The 21,764-nt window shown below is 41.2% G+C and carries 14 protein-coding genes and 2 pseudogenes; 11 read left to right on the top strand and 5 right to left on the bottom strand.

The window, feature by feature from the left end:
• Positions 1-211: 211 nt before the first annotated feature.
• The 10 genes and pseudogenes from nifJ to B3B27_RS11150 all read left to right on the top strand — a co-directional run bounded on the left by nifJ (position 212) and on the right by B3B27_RS11150 (position 13,354).
• Positions 212-3,796 carry a pyruvate:ferredoxin (flavodoxin) oxidoreductase gene (nifJ, locus tag B3B27_RS11105; protein WP_286847446.1) on the top strand — a complete coding sequence of 1,195 codons (3,585 nt, stop codon included), beginning with the start codon at positions 212-214 and terminating at the stop codon, positions 3,794-3,796.
• 138 nt (positions 3,797-3,934) lie between these two features.
• A complete protein-coding gene (gene aroQ, locus B3B27_RS11110) occupies positions 3,935-4,363 on the top strand; it encodes a type II 3-dehydroquinate dehydratase (RefSeq protein WP_286847447.1) in 429 nt (142 codons plus the stop codon).
• Between the two features lie 43 nt (positions 4,364-4,406).
• A complete protein-coding gene (pyk, locus tag B3B27_RS11115; RefSeq protein WP_238867718.1) occupies positions 4,407-5,879 on the top strand; it encodes a pyruvate kinase in 1,473 nt (490 codons plus the stop codon).
• 46 nt (positions 5,880-5,925) lie between these two features.
• A complete protein-coding gene (locus B3B27_RS11120; RefSeq protein WP_286834492.1) occupies positions 5,926-6,561 on the top strand; it encodes an O-methyltransferase in 636 nt (211 codons plus the stop codon).
• A 6-nt stretch (positions 6,562-6,567) separates the two neighbouring features.
• Positions 6,568-6,906: a 30S ribosome-binding factor RbfA gene (gene rbfA, locus B3B27_RS11125; protein ID WP_238867716.1), complete on the top strand. Its 339-nt coding sequence runs from the start codon at positions 6,568-6,570 to the stop codon at positions 6,904-6,906.
• A 14-nt stretch (positions 6,907-6,920) separates the two neighbouring features.
• Positions 6,921-8,153 (top strand): FtsX-like permease family protein, encoded by a 1,233-nt coding sequence (locus tag B3B27_RS11130; RefSeq protein WP_238867715.1) that lies wholly within the window; start codon positions 6,921-6,923, stop codon positions 8,151-8,153.
• 13 nt (positions 8,154-8,166) lie between these two features.
• The gene (locus B3B27_RS11135; RefSeq protein ID WP_238867714.1) at positions 8,167-9,486 is read left to right on the top strand and encodes a UDP-glucose dehydrogenase family protein; all 1,320 of its coding nucleotides are present in this window, start codon (positions 8,167-8,169) and stop codon (positions 9,484-9,486) included.
• A 49-nt stretch (positions 9,487-9,535) separates the two neighbouring features.
• A pseudogene (locus B3B27_RS11140) lies at positions 9,536-9,707 on the top strand (IS1595 family transposase); the annotation flags it as partial.
• Between the two features lie 195 nt (positions 9,708-9,902).
• Positions 9,903-12,353, top strand: a complete 2,451-nt coding sequence (locus tag B3B27_RS11145; RefSeq protein ID WP_238867713.1) for a TonB-dependent receptor — start codon at positions 9,903-9,905, stop codon at positions 12,351-12,353.
• A 50-nt stretch (positions 12,354-12,403) separates the two neighbouring features.
• Positions 12,404-13,354, top strand: coding sequence for a DUF4249 domain-containing protein (locus tag B3B27_RS11150; RefSeq protein WP_286847448.1), 951 nt, complete (start codon positions 12,404-12,406; stop codon positions 13,352-13,354).
• Between the two features lie 160 nt (positions 13,355-13,514).
• Here the strand turns inward: B3B27_RS11150 and B3B27_RS11155 are convergent, their stop codons facing one another.
• Together B3B27_RS11155 and B3B27_RS11160 are read right to left on the bottom strand one after the other, a co-directional pair.
• The gene (locus tag B3B27_RS11155) at positions 13,515-14,132 is read right to left on the bottom strand and encodes an outer membrane beta-barrel protein (protein ID WP_238867711.1); all 618 of its coding nucleotides are present in this window, start codon (positions 14,130-14,132) and stop codon (positions 13,515-13,517) included.
• A gap of 78 nt (positions 14,133-14,210) precedes the next feature.
• A complete protein-coding gene (locus tag B3B27_RS11160) occupies positions 14,211-15,200 on the bottom strand; it encodes a hypothetical protein (protein ID WP_238867710.1) in 990 nt (329 codons plus the stop codon).
• A 570-nt stretch (positions 15,201-15,770) separates the two neighbouring features.
• On the opposite strand from B3B27_RS11160, the pseudogene B3B27_RS11165 reads away from it, so the two are divergent.
• Positions 15,771-15,944 (top strand): annotated as a pseudogene (locus B3B27_RS11165) (IS1595 family transposase); the annotation flags it as partial.
• A gap of 367 nt (positions 15,945-16,311) precedes the next feature.
• Here B3B27_RS11165 and B3B27_RS11170 read toward each other — a convergent pair.
• The 3 genes from B3B27_RS11170 to B3B27_RS11180 all read right to left on the bottom strand — a co-directional run.
• Positions 16,312-18,297, bottom strand: a complete 1,986-nt coding sequence (locus tag B3B27_RS11170) for an MGH1-like glycoside hydrolase domain-containing protein (RefSeq protein WP_286847450.1) — start codon at positions 18,295-18,297, stop codon at positions 16,312-16,314.
• A 32-nt stretch (positions 18,298-18,329) separates the two neighbouring features.
• Positions 18,330-21,491 (bottom strand): glycoside hydrolase family 2 TIM barrel-domain containing protein, encoded by a 3,162-nt coding sequence (locus B3B27_RS11175; RefSeq protein ID WP_286847451.1) that lies wholly within the window; start codon positions 21,489-21,491, stop codon positions 18,330-18,332.
• Positions 21,492-21,506: 15 nt separating this feature from the next.
• Positions 21,507-21,764 (bottom strand): lysine exporter LysO family protein (locus B3B27_RS11180; protein WP_286847453.1); only part of this gene is annotated, 258 nt, incomplete at its 5' end.

Raw genomic sequence — 21,764 nt, forward strand, 5'->3', positions numbered from 1 at the left:
CGTAACATATACCTATAACGTCATAATCAAATGAAAGATTAGTGTTTAATATATTTTCACAATTGCTGTTTTGCCAAATTTGATGTTAGTGAACAAAAAGAGGTTATCGTTTGTAGCTTCCACTTTTTTGTAGTAATTTCGTGGTCTCAAAGAGTCTGTACAGGGAATTTCTTAACTAAAATTTCAAATTTTTAGCAATCATATAATTATTATGGCAAAACAAAAAAACTATTTAACCTGCGACGGTAATCAGGCAGCAGCGCACATCGCCTATATGTTTAGCGAGGTGGCCGCTATCTACCCGATCACACCATCATCAACGATGGCTGAATATGTGGATGAGTGGGCGGCTGCAGGAAGAAAGAACATCTTCGGACAACCTGTACTGGTGCAGGAGATGCAGTCGGAAGCCGGTGCTGCCGGTGCCATGCACGGCTCGCTTCAGGCAGGGGCACTTACTTCAACATTTACAGCATCACAAGGATTGTTGCTGATGCTGCCCAATATGTATAAAATGGCGGGCGAATTGCTACCGGGGGTATTTCACGTGTCGGCACGGGCACTCGCATCACATGCATTGTCAATTTTTGGCGATCAACAGGACGTGATGGCTGCAAGGCCTACGGGTGTTGCCCTTTTTGCAACAGGGTCGGTACAGGAGGTAATGGATCTAGCTGCAGTAGCACATCTGGCAGCTATTGAATCCAGGGTTCCATTTATGCATTTCTTCGACGGATTCCGTACATCACACGAAATCCAGAAGATAGAGGCATTATCAAACGATGATCTGGCTCCGCTTATCAACATGGATGCATTGAAGGCTTTCCGTGACAGGGCTTTGAATCCTGACAATCCTGTTACAAGAGGAACGGCTCAGAACGATGATATCTATTTCCAGGCACGTGAAGCTTCCAACCCCTTTTATGATGCCGTTCCTGAGGTGGTTGAAAAATATCTTGAGAAACTGGCTGGCGTGACTGGCCGTAAATATGGTTTGTTCAACTATTACGGAGATCCGAAGGCCGAAAGAGTAATTATTGCTATGGGGTCGGTAACCGAAACTATACGTGAGGTTGTAGATCACCTGAATGCCAACGGTGAAAAAGTGGGAATGGTGGCTGTTCATCTCTATCGTCCTTTCAAGGCTGATGCTTTCCTGTCGGTTATTCCTGAAACGGTTAAACGGATTGGAGTACTGGATAAGACCAAAGAACCGGGTGCTCCCGGACAACCTCTCTACCTCGATGTGAAAGACAGTTTTTATGGCAAAGAGAATGCTCCTGAGATTGTTGGAGGTATTTATGGGCTCTCTTCTAAAGACACCACTCCGTCACAGATTATCTCGGTATTCGAAAACCTTTCAATGAAGCTGCCGAAAAATGATTTCACTATCGGTATCGTGGATGATGTTACATTCAAGTCACTCCCTGTTAAAGAGGAGGTGTCTATGGATGAGACAACCTACGAAGCCAAATTCTACGGGCTGGGATCAGACGGTACGGTCGGGGCCAACAAAAACTCAATAAAGATTATCGGAGATAATACAGATAAATATGTGCAGGCATATTTCGCCTACGATTCCAAAAAATCCGGTGGATTCACCTGCTCACACCTTCGATTCGGCGATAACCCAATACGTTCAACCTATCTGGTAAATACGCCCAACTTTGTAGCATGTCACGTTCCGGCATACCTGCACCTGTATGATGTGACCGCAGGACTTAAGAAAAATGGAACATTCCTGCTTAACTCACTGTGGACTAAGGAAGAGGTGCCCAATCACTTGCCTGATAATGTGAAAAAGTATTTTGCTAAAAATAACATCAGGCTATATATTATCAACGCTACTGAAATTGCTGAGGAGATTGGACTGGGCAATCGTACAAACACCATACTGCAATCTGCATTCTTTAAGATATCCAATGTAATACCTTACGACCAGGCTGTTGATCAGATGAAGAAATTCATAGTGAAGTCATACGGCCGGAAGGGTGAGGATGTGGTGAAGATGAACTACTCAGCCGTCGATCGCGGAGGCGATGTGGAAGAGGTCGAAATACCAAAAGAATGGGCCGATATTCAGGTTGTTGCAGAAACGCCGGATGATGCACCGGAATTCATCAGGAAAGTGGTGCGCACGGTAAATGCTCAGCGAGGCTACAGCCTTCCCGTATCTGCTTTCAGTGGTCGTGAAGACGGTACATGGGAACAGGGTACAACCAAATACGAAAAGCGCGGCGTTGCCGTGAATGTACCAGTTTGGAAGCCCGAATCATGTATTCAGTGTAACCAGTGTGCATATGTATGCCCGCACGCAACTATTCGCCCGTTTGTCCTGGATGAGGATGAGCAGAAAGGTTTGGACGAAGATGTGGATATTCTTAAGGCACAGGGTAAACAGTTTGCAGGAATGGGATTCCGTGTCCAGGTGGACGTGCTCGACTGTCTGGGCTGCGGCAACTGCGCTGATGTATGTCCTGGTAAAAAGGGAGAGAAAGCTCTCGAGATGGTGCCCATTTTAACGCAATATGAGAACCAGAAAAACTGGGATTATATGGTTAATAACGTTTCCAGTAAAGCACACTTGGTTGACGTTAAGCTTAACGTGAAAAACTCGCAGTTCGCGAAGCCTCTGTTTGAATTCTCAGGCGCATGCTCTGGTTGCGGTGAAACACCCTATATAAAGCTGATTACACAGCTTTACGGCGATAGAATGATGATCGCCAATGCTACCGGCTGTTCGTCTATATATGGAGCATCGGCTCCTGCTACGCCTTACACCAAAAATGAAGAAGGTAAAGGGCCGGCATGGGCAAACTCACTTTTTGAAGATAATGCAGAGTTCGGTTACGGGTTTGTGATTGCTCACACAAGTATGCGTAATCATATCCAGGACCTTATGCAGAAAGCACTACAGTCTGATGCATTCACGGATGAGCAGAAGGGTTTGTTCGGTCGGTGGATTGAATTTAAAAATGATACAGATGAATCGAAAAAAGCGTCAGAAGAGATAAAGGCATCACTGTCTGGTTCTACTGAAAAGATTGCTCTAGAGATACTCTCTCTTGAAAAGTATCTTGCCAAAAAATCCATCTGGGTGTTTGGAGGCGACGGATGGGCATACGACATAGGTTTCGGCGGACTCGACCATGTGCTGGCAAGCGGACAGGATATCAACGTGCTTGTGCTTGATACCGAGGTATATTCCAATACCGGGGGACAGTCGTCAAAGTCCACGCCCATTGCGGCAGTGGCTAAGTTTGCTGCAGCAGGAAAGCGTATCCGCAAGAAAGATCTCGGCATGATTGCAACTACTTACGGATATGTATATGTAGCGCAGGTAGCTATGGGAGCCAACCAGTCGCAAACACTGAAAGCTTTTAAAGAGGCAGAGTCGTACAACGGCCCTTCAATCGTTATTGCCTATTCACCCTGTATCAGTCATGGGTTGAGAAGGGGTATGGGATTTTCTCAGGCCGAACAGAAAGCTGCTGTTGAATGTGGTTACTGGCATCTGTGGCGATATGATCCCCGTCTGGAAAAAGAGGGTAAGAACCCGTTCCAGCTCGACAGCAAGGAGCCTGACTGGAGCAAATTCAAAGACTTCCTTATGGGCGAAGTGCGATATACGCAGTTGACAAAATCTTTCCCACAGCAAGCAGGAGAGTTGTTCGATGCCGCAAAAGAAAATGCACAGTGGCGCTATCGCTCTTATAAACGTATGGCTGCAGCATCTTTCGCAGATACTACCGCAGGAAGTGAAGCGGAAGAAGAACCGGCAGGTGGAGAAAATTAAAAATCAATTGTTTTTATATTTTTTTTGAGGGTGCCACATTATGTGGTACCCTCTCTTCATTGATCCACAAAGAGGTTTCATCTCTCTATATGGTAAAATAAATAGTTGTATCTTTGTTTTTCAAAACATAGTGATCGTATGAAGATTCAAATCATTAACGGGCCAAATCTCAATCTGCTTGGGTCCCGTGAACCCGGTATATATGGCAACAAAACGTTTGACGACTTCCTCAGCGAACTGGAAGAAGAGTATCCTGAGATAGAAATTGACTATTTCCAGTCGAATATCGAAGGCGAAATTATCGATAAGATACATGAGGCAGGCTTTGTTTGCCAAGGTATTATTCTTAATGCAGGAGGCTATACACACACATCGGTGGCAATACGTGATGCTATAAAATCGGTTGTTGCGCCGGTGGTTGAAGTGCATATCTCCAATGTTTATGCACGGGAGGAGTTCCGCCACCATTCAATGCTTTCGCCCGTTTGTTTAGGGGTGATTGCCGGATTTGGAACCGATTCTTACCGGTTGGCTGTTGATGCAATTATTTTGGCAAACAATAAATAGATATAAACGTTAAATAATACATACTAAGCTTACGGCCAAAAATATGCATAAACATACTAAAATTATAGCTACCATATCCGATAAAAGGTGCGATGTGGCTTTCCTGGAACAACTATTCAAAGCCGGAATGAATGTGGTTCGGCTTAACTCGGCTCATCTTGACGAAGATGGTTTTTTAAAGATTATCCGAAACGTAAGGGAAGTATCTGAGCGGATTGCTATATTGGTCGACACAAAAGGGCCTGAGATAAGGACTACGGTGGCTGAAAATCCAATCAAACTAAAAACTGGCGATAAAATAAAAATAGTTGGAAATTCCGCCGGTGTATCTACTAACGATTCTATCTGTATAACATATAATAATATAGCCGGAGAAATGCGGGAGGGCGATGATATACTGATTGATGACGGTGAAATAGACCTTCAAGTTCTTGAGGTGAAAACCGATCATCTCCTCTGTCGAGTGATGAATGACGGTATCATCGGCAGCCGTAAAAGCGTAAATATCCCGGGTGTGAGAATTAACCTGCCGGCCATTACTGATAGGGACAGGAAATTTATTGCACTGGCAGAGAAGCACGAGGTGGACTTTATTGCACACTCTTTTGTCAGAAACAGGGAGGATGTGCTGGCAGTGCAGGATATACTTGATGAGCTGAAGAGCCCTATCAAGATCATAGCCAAGATAGAGAATCAGGAGGGTGTGGATAACGCCGACGAGATATTGGAGGTTGCCTATGGTATCATGGTGGCTCGCGGCGATCTGGGTATAGAGGTGGCACAGGAGAAGATTCCAGGCATTCAGCGTGTACTTATCAGACAAGCTATTCACCACAAGAAGCCGGTGATAGTAGCAACGCAGATGTTGCACTCTATGATTGATCACCCGCGTCCCACACGTGCCGAGATAACAGATATAGCAAACGCCATATACTATCGTACCGATGCCGTGATGCTCAGCGGAGAGACCGCTTACGGGAAATATCCTGTTGAAGCTGTCAGTACTATGGCGAAAACGGCATATGAAGCGGAGTTGACAAAACTGGAGGAAAACGATATACGTGTCCCATACAATACTGATGACGACCGTGAAGTGACTGAATTCCTGGCAAAACAGGCAGTGAAATCTTCAGCTCGGCTTAATGTTAAAGCTATTGTAACTGACAGCCATACCGGCAGAACAGCCAGAGTGCTGGCCGCCTTCCGTGGAAGAAGTCCCATCTATGCCATTGCCACAAGTAAAAGGCTTGCACGTGAGCTGGCACTGTCATATGGCATTTGGGCAGAGTACCAGCAGGGTAAAGGAGACGGTAATACCAAAGAGAGCCGTAGAGCCTATTTTACTGATGCTATCCGTAAGCTGATAGATAAGAAAATGATAGAATCAAAAGACCGGGTTGCTTACCTGGGAGGTAGTTTCGGCGAAACAGGCGGTACAACATATCTTGAGATAAGCGAGGCTTGGAAAATTCTGGAAGCGAAAGAGAAATATATTTTGCCTGACTATACAATGTGATGGTTCTATTGTGCAATGAACGTCAACATAAAGACAAAGGGTTACAATGAATAACAAGTTAGAGGAATATATTCTATCCCATATAGATGCAGAACCTGACCTGCTTAAAAATATCGACCGCGACACGCATGTGAAGATGCTGCAGACGAATATGAACGCCGGGCATTTGCAGGGGAGGCTATTGAAAATGATTACTCAGATGATCCAGCCGCAGCGGATCCTCGAAATCGGGACCTTTGTCGGGTACTCGGCATTGTGCTTTGCCGAGGGGCTTGGTGAGATAGGTGAACTGCATACCATCGAAATAGATGACGAACTGGAGGACTATATCCGTCAGAATTTTGCACTTTCAGAGCACGGTCACAAGATAAAGCTCTACATTGGCGATGCCATGGTGATAATTCCCGGCTTCGAAGATGAAAGCTTCGATATGGCTTTTATTGATGCTGATAAGAAACTATATTGGGACTATTTTGAGGCAATTGTTCCAAAAATCAGAAAGGGTGGTTTTATCCTTGCTGATAACACGCTATGGTACGGTAAAGTGGTGGAAAAAGTGAAAAGCAACGATTGGTCGACCAAAGGTGTTTTGAACTTTAATGAAAGGCTTTCATCAGACCATAGAGTAGAGAAAGTGATTTTGCCTGTCCGCGACGGGCTAACACTCATAAGAAAAAAATAGAAGAATATGGACTCAAACAGACAACAGAAGGTAAATCGACTTATACAGAAAGAACTCAGTGAAATATTTTTAGTCGAAACCAGGAAGATGAACGGCGTATTGATCTCGGTGACAACCGTTCGCGTATCGCCCGATTTGGGGCTAGCACATATCTATTTAAGTGTTTTCCCGTCAGAAAGGGCTAAGGAACTGGTTACAAATATCGGCGATAATGTGAAATCTGTCCGCTATGAATTAGGTAAGCGTTTGAGAAATCAGCTTCGGGTCATTCCTGAACTGATGTTTCATGTGGACGATTCACTCGATTATATAGAGAATATCGATAGATTGTTGAAAGACCTGTAAAAAAACTATCTCCGTTGAACATATCATTTTACATAGCACGCAGGTATCTCTTTTCCAAGAAGTCGCATAACGCCATCAACGTTATTTCCTTTATATCGGTGTGCGGTATTGCCATAGCCACTATGGCTATGGTATGTGTGCTCTCGGTTTTCAACGGTTTTGGAGGAATAGTGGAGGGTATGTTCAACGCATTTGATCCCGATCTGAAGATCACTGTAAAGGAGGGAAAGGTTTTTGACTGGCATACAACTAAGTTTAGTAAAGCCCTTGAAATAAAAGGGGTGAGGACAGTATCAGAGTCTCTGGAAGAGAATGCGCTTTTTGTTTTCGAAGGGCGGCAAGTGCCCGTACTTGTGAAAGGGGTTTCGGAAGACTTTAAACTGATGGCCGGCATGGAGAAACTCATAGTGGACGGCTCATTTAAGCTTCGTGAGGATGTGGTGGATTACGCTACATTGGGAGCTGGGCTGGCTGTGACGTTAGGTGCCCGCCCTGGTTTTATCAACCCCATAGAGATCTATTCTCCAAAGCGCAATGTAAGGGTGAATCTGGCAAATCCTACTGCAGCATTCACCTCCGGGTATGCGCAGATAGGCGGCGTTTTCAGCCTTAACTCACCGGAATATGATGAACAGATGGCCATCATTCCTATTGAGCTTGCACGAACCCTTTTCGACTACGAAAACGAGGTGACATCACTCGAAGTGAATCTTCTTCCCAACACCCAGGTGAAAAGAATAAAGCGGGAGATAGAACATATACTGGGAGATGACTTTCTTGTTGAGGATCGATTTGAGCAACAGAAAGAGTCGTACAGAATGCTGCAAATAGAGAAATGGGTAACATTCCTTATTCTGGCATTTATCTTGCTCATAGCTGTGTTTAACGTGGTAGGCTCTTTGTCTATGCTTATCGTAGAGAAACTCGAAGATATCAGAAGCCTCAGGAATATGGGGGCCTCCGACAGGATGATTTCCCGCATCTTTTTGTATGAAGGGTGGCTCATTACTTTTATCGGGATTGTTGCAGGTATTGTGACAGGTTTGATTTTATGCCTGTTGCAACAGCACTTCGGCCTGCTGCGACTGAGTGATATACCCGGTGCTTACATTATAGATGCCTATCCTGTGATTGTACAACCTGCCGATATATTGGTTGTTTTTACTGTTGTAGGTGCTATAGGATTGCTGACAGTGCTTTATCCGGTAAACAGCTTGAAAGATAAACTCAATTCAAATTCAAATTAAAAAAATCATTTATATGAAGATAGCCATTGTAGGAACAGGTTATGTGGGGCTGGTCTCTGGAGCTTGTTTTGCAGAGATGGGTGTTGATGTTACTTGTGTAGATATTGACAGTGCAAAGATTGAAGGGCTTAAAAAGGGATCTATACCCATCTACGAGCCAGGATTGAGAAGTATTGTAATACGAAATTACGAGGCCGAGCGACTTCATTTCACTACCGATCTTCCTTCGGTGCTGAACGATATGCAGATTGTTTTTATTGCCGTAGGTACTCCCTCAGATGAAGACGGGAATGCCGACCTTTCATATGTGATGACTGTAGCAAACACCATTGCTGATAATATGGTTAAACCGTTGCTGATTGTCACCAAAAGTACTGTTCCCGTAGGAACTTCTCATCGTGTAAGCGATCTGGTGAGGAAGCGGCTTGATGAACGCGGGCTGAAGGATTTGAAGTTTCATGTGGCCTCCAATCCCGAATTTCTGAAAGAGGGCGCTGCTGTGAACGATTTTATGAGCCCCGACAGGGTTATCGTGGGCGTTGAGAGCGAAGAGGCGAAGGAGTTGATGACCAGGCTGTATCGACCTTTCCTGTTGAACAACTTCCGTGTTATCTTTATGGATATTCTCTCGTCGGAGATGACCAAATATGCTTCCAACGCAATGCTCGCAACACGAATCAGCTTTATGAATGATATTGCGAACCTGTGTGAACGGGTAGGGGCCGATGTGAACATGGTGCGCCGCGGTATGGGAAGCGATTCCCGCATAGGCAGAAGCTTTCTTTATCCCGGCTGTGGTTACGGGGGAAGTTGTTTTCCCAAGGATATACGCGCAATCATCAAGGTGGCAGAAGATGCGGGATATGAAATGGGTGTACTGAAAGCCGTAGAAGCGGTGAATAACAGGCAAAAAAATATTCTGTTTGAGAAGTTCAGACTTCACTACAATGGCGATATGAAGGGGAAAACTGTTGCAGTATGGGGATTATCATTCAAACCCGAAACCGATGATATGCGCGATGCTCCATCGCTCACACTCATAAGGAGCCTGATTGATGCAGGTGTGTTTGTACGTGCCTACGACCCTGCTGCTATGCAGGAGGCACGTCAATATCTTAACGAATCGGTCTATTACGCCACGGATATATACGATGCTGCCAACGGAACAGATGCGCTGATTGTGCCCACCGAATGGAAAGAGTTTCGCATGCCCAACTGGGATATACTGAAGAAAATCATGAACAACCATGTCGTGATAGACGGTAGAAACATCTACAACAGAGAGGAGCTCTCTTCCTTCGGATTTATTTACAGTGGTATAGGGCAGAAATAAGTCAACAAAAACACTAAATACCCTGGATTTTGATATAAATTACCCCGATGTGGAAGCCTGTAGAAAAAAACTCAAAGAACTAAGGGGCCAAATGGGAAGGATACAAGCGATATCAATCCATATGGAAAATGGACAATAAATTGCGCGACGTTATGGGCAAACGCGACGATGAGTACAAGCTTGAAGTGTCCAGTGAGTTGGACAACGCGTTCTTTTCCACCGTAATATCCCTTGAGGACTGAGATAAACTGTTAAAAAGCGGCCGCTGGAGTCAAAAAAGGCCAAAGGGGGGCATAGGCTATTGATAGCTGCTGTAAACTATACCCTCTATTTCAAGTCAAAAATTTTTAATAGGAACAGATGCGGATAATCATATTATGAAAAATAACTGTAAACATCAAATTCTTCCGTGTTATATGAGAATGCAAACATTCCCTTTTTTGATGCTGCTGTTTTTTATTGTATCATTTCAACTTACTGCACAACATTATACGATCAGCGGCTATGTTACAGACGGAGAAAACGGGGAGTCGCTGATTTCTTCATCCATTTTCGAAATCGGTTCGTCCAAAGGAACGGTAACGAATAATTTCGGTTACTATTCGCTAACGATTCCCGCAGGGCAAATATCGCTCAAGTATTCTTATGTAGGCTATAGTACATCGGAACAAACGTTTTATTTGCAGTCCGATACGGCGTTGAACATTCGCCTCTTCCAAGATGCTGTTTTGCAGGAGGTTACAGTTACCGGTGATTTCTCGAGAATGGGAGTCAAGAGTTCACAAATGAGTGCTATTGAAATTCCTGTCAACCAGATAAAAAATGTTCCTACCTTATTCGGTGAGAATGACCTTATCAAGGCGTTGCAACTATTGCCCGGAATACAGTCAGGGACAGAAGGCTCAGCCGGATTGTATGTACGCGGAGGTGGACCGGACGAAAACCTCCTTTTGCTGGATGGTGTCCCGATATATAATGTGAATCATATGTTCGGTTTCTTTTCAGTGTTCAATAGTGATGCTATCAAGAATTTAACCCTGTATAAGGGTAGTTTCCCGGCACGGTTTGGCGGCCGCCTCTCTTCGGTGGTAGATGTGCGTATGAAGGATGGCGACGACAGGAAGATACATGGAACAGCAAGCATTGGGCTGATCGCTTCAAAAATTCAACTGGAAGGCCCTATCATCCAGGAAAAGACGACATTAAACATGTCGTTACGACGTACCTATCTGGATATTATTGCGAAGCCTCTCATTAAAGAACTAGGTGATGATGGTGCGAATGCAGGATATTACTTTTATGATGTAAACACTAAATTAACGCATAAAATATCGGATAAGGATAAACTGTATTTAAGCGCCTATATCGGTGATGATGCCATATATAATAAAATGGATGATGGTCGCACATATGGAAATAATTTTATGACAAAGGATTACTCCAGACTGGACTGGAATTGGGGTAATGCTATTGCCGCACTCCGTTGGAGCCGTATCTTAAATAATAAATTATTTTTGAATACAACCGCTACATTTACACGTTATCGTTCTAATTTAAGTAACGTCTATGAAAGATTGACCTCAGATTTTACCGAACAGGAACATAGACAAACATCAGACGAATCACGAATGAATTATAGTTCTGGCATACAGGACTGGACGTTGAAAGCGGATTTCGATTTCACATCAAATGTGTATAACGATGTAAAATTTGGGGTTGGCTATGTGTATCATATATTCAGTCCTGATGTAAAATCGATAAAAATCGCCGATTCTCAACAATTCGATCAAAATATCGATACGATCATGGGCAGCCCGAAAGTATACGCACACGATGCCAGTGTATACATTGAAGACAATGTATCCATTGGAAAACGACTTAAGGCCAACCTTGGAATGCATTTTTCAATGTTCCATGTCCAAAACAAACACTATACTTCGTTACAGCCCCGTATCGGATTGAGCTTACTGCTCAAAGATAATTTTTCGGTAAAAGCGGGTTTCGCCTCCATGAGCCAGTATATTCATATGCTGTCGAGCAATGCGATCAACCTGCCGACAGATTTATGGGTTCCAAGTACCGGCAGCATCCAACCGATGAAGTCCTGGCAGTATGCTGCTGGAGTTTTCTATTCGATCGATAATATAGCAGACTTTTCCGTTGAAGGCTACTACAAGACGATGGATAACCTGCTTGAATACAAAGACGGAGCTTCATTTACGGGTGTGTCTACTGAGTGGGAAAAGAAGGTGAGTATGGGGCGAGGCTTTGCCTATGGCATTGAATTCCTTGCCCAGCGATCATTCGGCAATACAACCGGATGGTTGGGTTATACTTGGTCTAAATCCAACAGGATATTCAATAAGTCCGGTAATATCGTCAATAACGGAAAAATGTTTCCTTCCAAATATGACCGCAGGCACGACGTGAGTCTTACCGTCTCTCACAGGCTCTCTGAGAAAATAGACGTATCCGCTTCATGGGTATTTGCTACCGGGAACGCTGCTACTTTTGCCCTTCATCGGTATGCGCCTGCTGAGTCTCCGGCTAGTTTCCCAACTTATCTGAATTACAGTTATTATACAGAGTCGATTCCCCATGTTGAAGGACGAAACAATTTTCGTTACGGCAACTACCACCGGCTTGATCTTGGCGTGAATTTTCACAAAAAGACCAAACGTGGGAACCTGCGCACCTGGAATATCAGTATTTTCAATGCGTACAGCCGAATGAACCCGTTCTATGTGTATGTTTGGGATGAAACTACCGTAAATCCGGAAACAGGAGAACAGAAAACAATAAACCTCCTGAGGCAGTCTACTCTTTTTCCCATTATTCCTTCAGTAAGTTATTCCATTAAATTTTAAATGAAATGAAACGAAAAATATATCCATTGTTCATCGTAACAATATTTTTAATGTCCTGCGAAAAGGATATCGATTTCAAAGGAACCATATCAGACCCATTGCTGGTGCTGAATGCTACACTTACTCCAGACTCCATAGTTTCTATTCAACTTACCCAAAGCCAATTCGTTCTAGGGGAATTTAAACCGTTCCCCACTGTCAGGGATGCTGATGTCACTCTTTTCGTAAATGGTGAAATGAAAGAGAAACTTATCCACCAGTCTGATGGTATTTATATGGGTGAATATTCCCCAGTACCAAAAGATGAAATTAAAGTCGAAGTGATAGTAGATGGTTATAACCGGATATTCTCCCAAACCGTTATCCCCCATAAACCCATTATCACTGTGACTGATTCAACTGTTTCTACACGAACTGTTGTTGCCAATGAAACAGTCTACAGAACTTTAAAGTTACAATTAAAATTGAATGATATATTTAACGAAGAAAATTACTATTACATTAAAGGGGCGCGAAATTACTATTGGGAAGATAAACTTTTGTTATCATTGCCTATTTCTTTAGATCTCAGTAGTGTATTGAAAAATAATGTGATTGATGAGGACATTTTTAATGAGATTATTGGGAATGATTTGGATAAAAACAGATCAGCCAACCTTTTTTCAGATCTCTTAATTGATGGTGAAAATATTCTCTTTGATTTTCACTTATCTGACATAATAGGCTCTATTACATCTGTTAACGGCGATGAATTGGATGATGATATGAGTATAGAATATATCATAGAGATTGGAGAAATATCGGTAGAACTGTACCACTATCTAATCTCAGTCAACAAAGCATTGGTTAATGAGGATATGCCTTTTTTTGAACCATTTAGAGTGTACACGAATATTGAAAATGGTATTGGTATCTTCGGTTCCTACAATTCTTACAGGTTGAAAACTCGTTTTAAAACGAAATTCTTACCCTATGATTTATACTTTTCATACAGTTATTAGTTGAGGTATTTAAAAAATTTGTCTGATTTATTACATTAGAAAGAATCAGACAAACTTATAATAGAAAGAAATATTTTTTTTAAAACTTTGATCCAAATATTTACTCCAACATCACTAAGTTTAGTAGAAGTAAAAAAGGAGCAAACCTGTAAATAAAGAACTAAAAAACGTACCCAACTTTAAAAGCTAATGCTGTCAAATTATAAGTCTGTTCGTGAATTCGATTGTCTCTTCCCATTTTCAAATGGGAACGTTGCAAATCATATGCAAGAGAAAAAGACAAGTCATGTCTGTTTGACAATGTGTGTAAAATACCCAATGATACAGAAAAGAATGCACCGCCTTTTATTTCAGAATTGATGTCCTCTCCATTCCACGCAGAAGACTGTTCGGAGGGCCCGCTAAACTTTTTAGAAGAAATTCCATAGCCCAGTTTTACTCCGGCGTATGGAGTAATAGTGTTCCGTTTGTTTAACGAGACGTTAGCATGTAAATACACGGGAACAAAAGTCAACTTCCTCGCTTTTTCATGATATATATTTCTATGCATAAAAACGAGTCCGGTACCGACTCCTGCATTAACAACATTGTTAATACCGTATGAAGGTGAGAGATAAATTTGAAATGAATTGTAATCACCTTTATCTAACTTTATTCCATAACCTGTTTCCAAATGTAGGTTTAAGTCTTTGTTCCCCTGTGCATTTACAACGGAAGGGTAGTTAGATAATAACAATAATAACACTGATAAAACTGTTAAATAATTCTTTGTATTCATTTCCTGTATTGATAAATTATGCATCTAATTTAAATTAGTTATTTGTACAAAAGGAGTTATTTATGTAATATGAATTCATTATGCCCAACCTTGAAGCATAAAATGTTCTAAATCTACAAGGAACACATATCCATCCATGGCATCATAAGTAAAATGGACTTGTGTAATTATCCATTTACGCCATAGGTTAGGATTCACCTGATCAACAGAGAGAAAACCATATGGAACTTCGAATAGATGATTATGAGAAGAATATCCATCCTTGGTGCCAGAATGCAACAGTGTATTATAAATGCCAGCATAAATTCTAATTCGAGTTAATGCCCAATGGTTATACCAAATATTCAGTGCTCCTCTTTTTCTGAAAACCAAGTGAACTTCCCCTGTTAATGGAGAATACTGATCTTTATAACCCAGATTACGGCCTGTAACTGCTTTTATCTTTCGTTTATTCATTACATAGCTTACTCCTGGAGTTACCCGAATTGGTATCGCACCTTCAAAATCTGCTTTACGAGTTTGAGGTAATTCATCTAAATATACTACTTCAAAATCACCATCATTTAAAGTTAGATTTAGCTCTACCAATTTTTCATACGTAAAAACATCACGCATATCTCTCACTTCTCCGGCTATAATAACTTTTCCTTCTCTATTTGTAAGTTTAGCAATTGCTTCATCACTAACTGGCAAGTATGCTGAGTAGTCATCGCCATGTTCCGGATAATATAGATCAGGAAATTTCACTTTAAATTCTTCATATCCTTCAATACGATCATAATATGATTCGGCTTCTTTCATTGCCTGCACAAATTCTGCATACAAAGATTCGAAGCCACTACCGTCGGCTGAACGAGTTAAGGATGTCAAGGGTATTTGATTGTTACGTACTTTTTCAACAGCTTCCTGGAAAGCAGTTTCATTTTCGAATGAGAGAATTCCCTTGTCAAGTCCGATAATTGCTTGTTCTACATCCTGATTGGGAATTTGTATTTCTTCTAAATTATTATTGCATGAAGCAAATAAAATCCCTACTAACACTAATTCTAATAAAAATAATTTTTTCATTGTTTCTAGTATTTAATCTAATTGAGTCTGCTCCGAAAACCCCAAAACCCGATTTCAAGAGGTCGCAACTCGCTGAAAATCGATGGTGTTTTTTATGGGATTTTCAGCAAAAAAGACTTATCGGAGGGGACTCATCTAATTTAAAAATTCAACTCCTTTGGAGATGGAAATGTGCTTTATGGATTTACCTGTAATACATAACTTTACATTATGTGAATAAAAGCAGCAGAGTCATGTAGTGTTAAAGGGTAATTAGTTTGTAGTTTACTTTCCTTGAAATCCTTTCAGTATCAGAAAATGCAAGACAAATGAGAATAAAAATAGTCAACACCTCGGTTATTGGACAAATCCCACTACATTTTATAATACGTTTGAAGATAATGCCTCCGTTTTTCTACAAAATCCACCTCCTTTGATGGCGACTGTTTAATTGTTCTGATTTACTGATAAATTTAATTTGACTGATCAGCTTTTTAAATTTTGTTTTGTAACAAATATAAGATATTTTTCTTACATACTACCTATTAAGAATTAATTTACGCTTTGATAAATATAATTAACGATACATTACAGAGCATATGGAAAATTGACAATAAATTGCGCGACGTTATGGGCAAACGCGACGATGAGTACAAGCTTGAAGTGTCCAGTGAGTTGGACAACGCGTTCTTTTCCACCGTAATATCCCTTGAGGACTTAGATAAACTGTTAAAAAGCGGCCGCTGGAGTCAAAAAAAGGCCAAAGGGGGGGCATAGGCTATTGATAGCTGCTGTAAACTATACCCTCTATTTCAAGTCAAAAATTTTTAATAGGAACAGATGCGGATAATCATTAGATACAATTTAGTAATGAGTCCACTTTAAAAAGTCTTTTATGAAAAAATGATATTATATTTTCAGGTGATTATTACGTCATATCTTTTATTTTGAGGCTTTTTCAATTAATGCTTCGTTAAAACTTCATTTATAATACTGACAGTCAATAATTTATGTCACATCCTTAAAAAGCGTCATACTCGATTGATATTCAGTAAATTATAAGAACTGTTTTAAAAAAATTACCGAAGTATTGAATCAGACACAGTAATGGGTTATGTTTTTCAAAAAACAATCATTCCTTTTTTAGAAAGTCTGTTAAATGAGGATAAAAAAAATTTTCATTCAGCACCCTCCCATAGTCGTCATACAGCATCAATAAGTGTGAGGCACTCCAACTGAAATGAGGGGCTTTTAATCTTTCACCGTTATTAGTACCATAGTTTTCGTGAATAGGAGCATTATCTTTTAGGCCCTCCAATCGGTCGAATACCTGTAATGTATATTCATCTGCCTTTTTGCTGTAGCCGTAATTACGCAAACCACGAATAGCAAAGTAGGTCTGATCGAGCCATACGGGCCCTCGCCAATATCCTTCAGAATTATATTTTGGATTATCGGCTGCAACTGTTGGAAATGGAATATAAGTTGAGAACTTAGTTGAGTCTTCCAGCAATGGCAGCATTTGAGCCACCTGATCCTTAGTTGCCACTTTTGTCCATAAAGTCGCATAAGCCTCACATCCATACTCTTCAATGAATTCTCCATCGGGCAGGCGACGATCAAAGAAAAACTTATTCCTTTTGTCGAAAAAATAGTTTGCAACATTATCTGAGCATATCTCTCCTTCGAAAGGAATACCCAGAATAATTGCAAATTTCTTTAATAATTTTGATTCCAGAGCAAGGAATGCATTCAGATCTACACTTTCCTGATCCATACTCCATGCATCATCGAAAGGAATATTTTTCAGCATTGCAGTATCATCAAATCGGATGGCATTGTCCATTCCGCTCTCCCATGCTGCAGCCTCCAGAGTACCGTCTGAGGAACCATATTCGCATATACCGTTATTATCATGGTCGCGTTTAACGTACCACCAGTTATAATATGCCATAAGCTGCGGAAACATCTCCCTGACAAAAGCAGTGTCATTTGTATTCGTGAAAATTTCATCAACAGCCCAGCAAGCAAGAGGTGGTTTGCTATTCCTTCCATTATTTTCAGAAGGATTGGTATAGATACAATCAATAATCATTCCATCCGGTAGTTGATAATCAAACATAGCCCGTATGTTATTCCTGGCCAACTCAGGATTGAACTTAGCCAGTGCTGCAGCAAAGCGCCATGAGTCCCATGCCCAAAATCCGACAAAGTAACCAACTGCGTGACTTGGTACAACTCCTTCATGCAACAAACCTCCACGATGAGTCCGCCAATTTGATATAAGTGTAACAATCGATTTTACAGCAATGCGATCATATTCCGGTTTCATATCGGTTCTAAGAACCTTTGTAAGATATCTGTTCCATCTTTTCTCATTTTCAAGCAAACAGATATGCTTATCGTTCAAAATTTTCAAACTCTTCTGTAGCCCTACAGCCAACTCTTTATCGGAAGTAAAAAATGAGATAACAACCTGTGCTTCCTTGTTAGCATCGTTGCAGACAGCCTTGTAGTTGTTTTCACTTTTTTTGATAAGGATATCTGGTCCGAAAGTGAGCAAAACAATTTCGCCTGAGTGATGACGCGCCACGACAAAGTTCTTGTTTGTTTCTATTTCCATCTCATCGTTCCACTCATCACCACTGAACGCCAGTGTCCTGTCTTTATCAGTAACAATGGTCAACAGTGCATTTGATGCATCTATAAAATGTAGTGTCTGACTGATTCTGCCATTTGCTGAGAGTGCCGACAAATAGATTTCACCGGGATAATAATTCGTTGAATCTGGAGTGAACACGTCGTTTTCAAAGTCTGCAAAACTGACCTTAACGGCTGATTTTGCGAGCCACTGACGTCGATTCATATCGAGGCTGAAAGGTCCACAAAAACCATTGACCCACTTTTTGTCCTCGGGAATGGTAAAGCCCATCCAGGAGCCGGCATCGGTGAACCAGCCAATAGCATTCTTCAGTGAATCAGGGGTATAGGCAATATCGAAAATATTTTCGAATTGATATCTTTTCCTCTCTTCAGCCCTGTGAGAGCAAGGTTTGCAAGTTATAAAACAAGCAATTAAAATTGGAAAAAGAAAAGATAGAAAGTTATTATTGAACATATCTCTGAATTATTGTAGCTTGATGAATGTTATTATTTAAACCAACTATTATTTGCCTCTTGTACTGCATCGTCTTTTGCATTTAATGGCTGAAGCGTGAAACTATATTTCCACTCTTTGGGTGTAATAGTATATTCTGGATGTACCTGAGCTCCCCAGGTATTGTCGCCTCCTACTCCCATCAACCGGTGGTCGATATTCAACCAAACCATATCTTTCTTTTCAATGCTACCCCCATGGCGCCGTTCCACATTAAAAGGAACATAATCAATATCCTCTTGCGGAAAATTCCATGCGCTTACGTTCAGAGGCTCGGTACCTCTTATTAGCACACCCTCGCCATTATTATTGCGAAGAGCGACCCAGCGTACATCTGTTTTATTTGCTGTCTCCTGTGCCCTGACATAAGGATGAAATTGATCCCAGACTGAAGCTGTGTAAAGCCCTATCAAAGAACTTGTTTTACGATCAGCATAGTTCTCATGAGGGCCCCGCCCAAACCAGGTCATAATATCATACTCAGAATTGAGTATCATCCTCATTCCTAAACGTGGCATCTCCGGTAATTCCTTGCTACCTGGTGTAAAGTGAAGTAACACTTTGACAGCTCCATCAGAACGGACCAGATAAGTGGTCTGAAAGGTTGATTCCTGTTCAGGCATTTTATAGTTAACTGTTATTGTTGCAAGCTTTTTGTCTCTGTCTACAGTACAATTTATCTCTTTAAGCTGCATGTCCCTGGCTGCATGTCTCCAGGTTGCGCAGCGGTTTAAATGTCCATTTGCCACATCATTATCGGTTAGAGGGCGCCAGAAGTTAGGCCTGAGTCCTTCCTTAATGATGTTTTTATTATTATAAGTCAACTCTGTCATCTCTCCTGTACTTTTAGAAAATACAATACGAAAATCTAACCCGTTTAAAATGAAATTATCTGTTGTAGTCTCTGAGTTAAGCACTCCTTTTACCTCCTTTACAGGGACCTCCGTATTAATTATAGGCATTGCCCACTGCTCCATTGCTGATAAGTGATTTTTGGGAATAAGCAGTGATGCCTCTTTTGTATAGGCTTCTAATTTAAGAAAATACTCTCTCCCATTAATCTGAGTTGATTTAATCGGCAAAGATATCAGTCCAAAAGAACGTGGTGCGATATCAGGAAATTCCATCTCTCCGTTTTCTATGCATATACCATCAGCTTCAATATTCCATCTCAGCACATAGTTGTCTAAATTTATAAAGTCGTGTCTGTTTGTTATTTTTATTTTATCTGATGTAAAAGGGACAGGTTCAAAATGAATATATTGATACACCTTCTTTACTTCATGGATGTGGGGATGCAGTGAACGGTCTGCTGCAACCAGGCCGTTGGCGCAGAAGTTTGAATCGTTAGGTACTTCCACAAAGCCCATATCTCCTCCGTAGCCCCATATACTATTTTCTTTCTCATCTTTAATGGCAAAAGTAGCATCCACCCAATCCCATATAAATCCGCCCTGCAGCTGGTCGTATTTATAGATCAGGTCCCAGTAGTCCTTAAGATTTCCAACGCTGTTACCCATGGCGTGTGCATATTCACACAATATCAACGGCCGGCTGTCGCGCTGGTTTACATGTCGTTGCAGTGCCCAAATACGGGCATACATTGGGCAGTAGATGTCAGATTTTGAATCATACCCCCCACCTTCGTATTGCACAGGCCTGGATGGATCAGTGGCTTTGGTCCAGTCATAAATTGTTTCTAAATGTTTGCCGTAACCCGATTCATTCCCAAGTGACCAGGTAACTATTGATGTAAAATTTCGATCGCGAAGAACCATTCGACTCATACGTTGCATAAACGGCATTTCCCAGTCAGGATTGTTTGCCAGGGTTTTGTCTTTGTGGTTCATCATACCATGACTTTCGATGTTGGCTTCATCTATAAGGTATAATCCAAACTCATCACACAGAGAGTACCATTCATAGCGGTTTGGATAATGACTTGTCCTTACCGCATTGATATTGAATTGCTTCATCAGCCTAATATCTTCTATTATGCTTTCAACGGTGATTGAACGTCCGTTGTTTTTATCATGTTCGTGACGGTTGACCCCTTTAAATAAAATAGATACACCATTTATTAACTGCATGCCATTTTTCATCTCAACAGATCTGAAGCCAAACGGATGAACAAATGATTCCAATGCCTCACCATTGGTATCAAAAGTATTAACAACCAATTTGTATAAATAAGGTGTTTCTGCACTCCAGGGGTGAACGGCAGGAAAGAGATTTCGGGCATTCAGAGTCGTGTCTGATGAAGATTTAATTCTCTTGGTGTGTTGATAAATTACTTTATCTTTATCCATCACCTTTACTTCTACTGTCGCTCCCGCTTTAGGTTGATTTAACTTGATATCCAGGTTGAACTCTCCATCTTTATATCTGTTTACCAATCCTGCAGTCAATATGAAGTCTTTTACGCGAATTAATGGGCGTGCATACAAATATACATCACGCTCAATGCCACTATATTTCCAATAGTCCTGGTCCTCGAGGTAAGATCCATCACTATACCTGAAGACTTTGATAGCGAGCTTGTTGGTGCCCTTTTTTAGAAGCTTTGTTATATTGAAACGTGCAGGCAGACGACTATCTTCGCTATAACCTGCCAGTTCACCGTTTACCCAGCAGTAAAATGCAGATTCCACTCCTTCGAAGTCAAGAAATATATTCATTCCTTTCCATCCTTGGGGTATAGTAAATTCACGAACATACGCACCCACGGGATTATAATCTTCCGGTACATATGGAGGATTTGCGGGGAAAGGATAATCGACATCGGTATAGATCGGTGCGTCAAATCCCTGTAATTCCCAACTTCCCGGAACTTTTATATTATCCCATTCTTTTGTGTTATATTCGGGTTTATAGAAATCTGTCGGTGCGGTATCGTTGTTTTTTGAATAAAAGAACTTCCAGATGCCATTTAATGAAACTCTCCGTTCTCCCTTTTTGTTTATTTCAAACCGCTTTGATGCATGCAGTGATTGTTGAAATAATGCATTTGCCTCATTTATGTATGGTACAAAATGTGCATGAGCTGGCTCGCGATTTATTTCATTGATAAGTGGATTTTGCCAGGGTACATTATCGGCTTTTGACAAAAAAGAGACGATAATGAAAATAAATAAGATATAATTGGAGAGTTTCATAATTAATTGAAATATTTATATTGAACAGAAAAGGACTACTAGGAAGGGTACACTTAAATCTACTGTAAAACCATGAAAAATTGAAACAATGACAAAGCTTTGTCCCGAGAAGCGGGCAATTATAGGCAAAGTAGTATCCATAGTTGTTGCACCACCTGCCGATATTGGAGCTAATTTGCCAAAGTATTTCACTAGTAGCGGTGCAAAAAGCAGGGTGATTATTTCACGTGAAATATTTGAAAGCAATGCAATTGTTCCCAACTCAGCACCTTT

Source organism: Proteiniphilum sp. UBA5463 (assembly GCF_002427225.1).
In the GTDB taxonomy this organism is placed as follows: Bacteria; Bacteroidota; Bacteroidia; order Bacteroidales; family Dysgonomonadaceae; genus Proteiniphilum; species Proteiniphilum propionicum.

Excerpts from the sequence above, each read along its gene's own strand:
- nifJ (WP_286847446.1), top strand. The coding sequence starts at position 212 with ATGGCAAAACAAAAAAACTATTTAACCTGCGACGGTAATCAGGCAGCA.
- aroQ (WP_286847447.1), top strand. The coding sequence starts at position 3,935 with ATGAAGATTCAAATCATTAACGGGCCAAATCTCAATCTGCTTGGGTCC.
- pyk (WP_238867718.1), top strand. The coding sequence starts at position 4,407 with ATGCATAAACATACTAAAATTATAGCTACCATATCCGATAAAAGGTGC.
- B3B27_RS11120 (WP_286834492.1), top strand. The coding sequence starts at position 5,926 with ATGAATAACAAGTTAGAGGAATATATTCTATCCCATATAGATGCAGAA.
- rbfA (WP_238867716.1), top strand. The coding sequence starts at position 6,568 with ATGGACTCAAACAGACAACAGAAGGTAAATCGACTTATACAGAAAGAA.
- B3B27_RS11135 (WP_238867714.1), top strand. The coding sequence starts at position 8,167 with ATGAAGATAGCCATTGTAGGAACAGGTTATGTGGGGCTGGTCTCTGGA.
- B3B27_RS11145 (WP_238867713.1), top strand. The coding sequence starts at position 9,903 with ATGAGAATGCAAACATTCCCTTTTTTGATGCTGCTGTTTTTTATTGTA.
- B3B27_RS11150 (WP_286847448.1), top strand. The coding sequence starts at position 12,404 with ATGTCCTGCGAAAAGGATATCGATTTCAAAGGAACCATATCAGACCCA.
- B3B27_RS11155 (WP_238867711.1), bottom strand. The coding sequence starts at position 14,132 with ATGAATACAAAGAATTATTTAACAGTTTTATCAGTGTTATTATTGTTA.
- B3B27_RS11160 (WP_238867710.1), bottom strand. The coding sequence starts at position 15,200 with ATGAAAAAATTATTTTTATTAGAATTAGTGTTAGTAGGGATTTTATTT.
- B3B27_RS11170 (WP_286847450.1), bottom strand. The coding sequence starts at position 18,297 with ATGTTCAATAATAACTTTCTATCTTTTCTTTTTCCAATTTTAATTGCT.
- B3B27_RS11175 (WP_286847451.1), bottom strand. The coding sequence starts at position 21,491 with ATGAAACTCTCCAATTATATCTTATTTATTTTCATTATCGTCTCTTTT.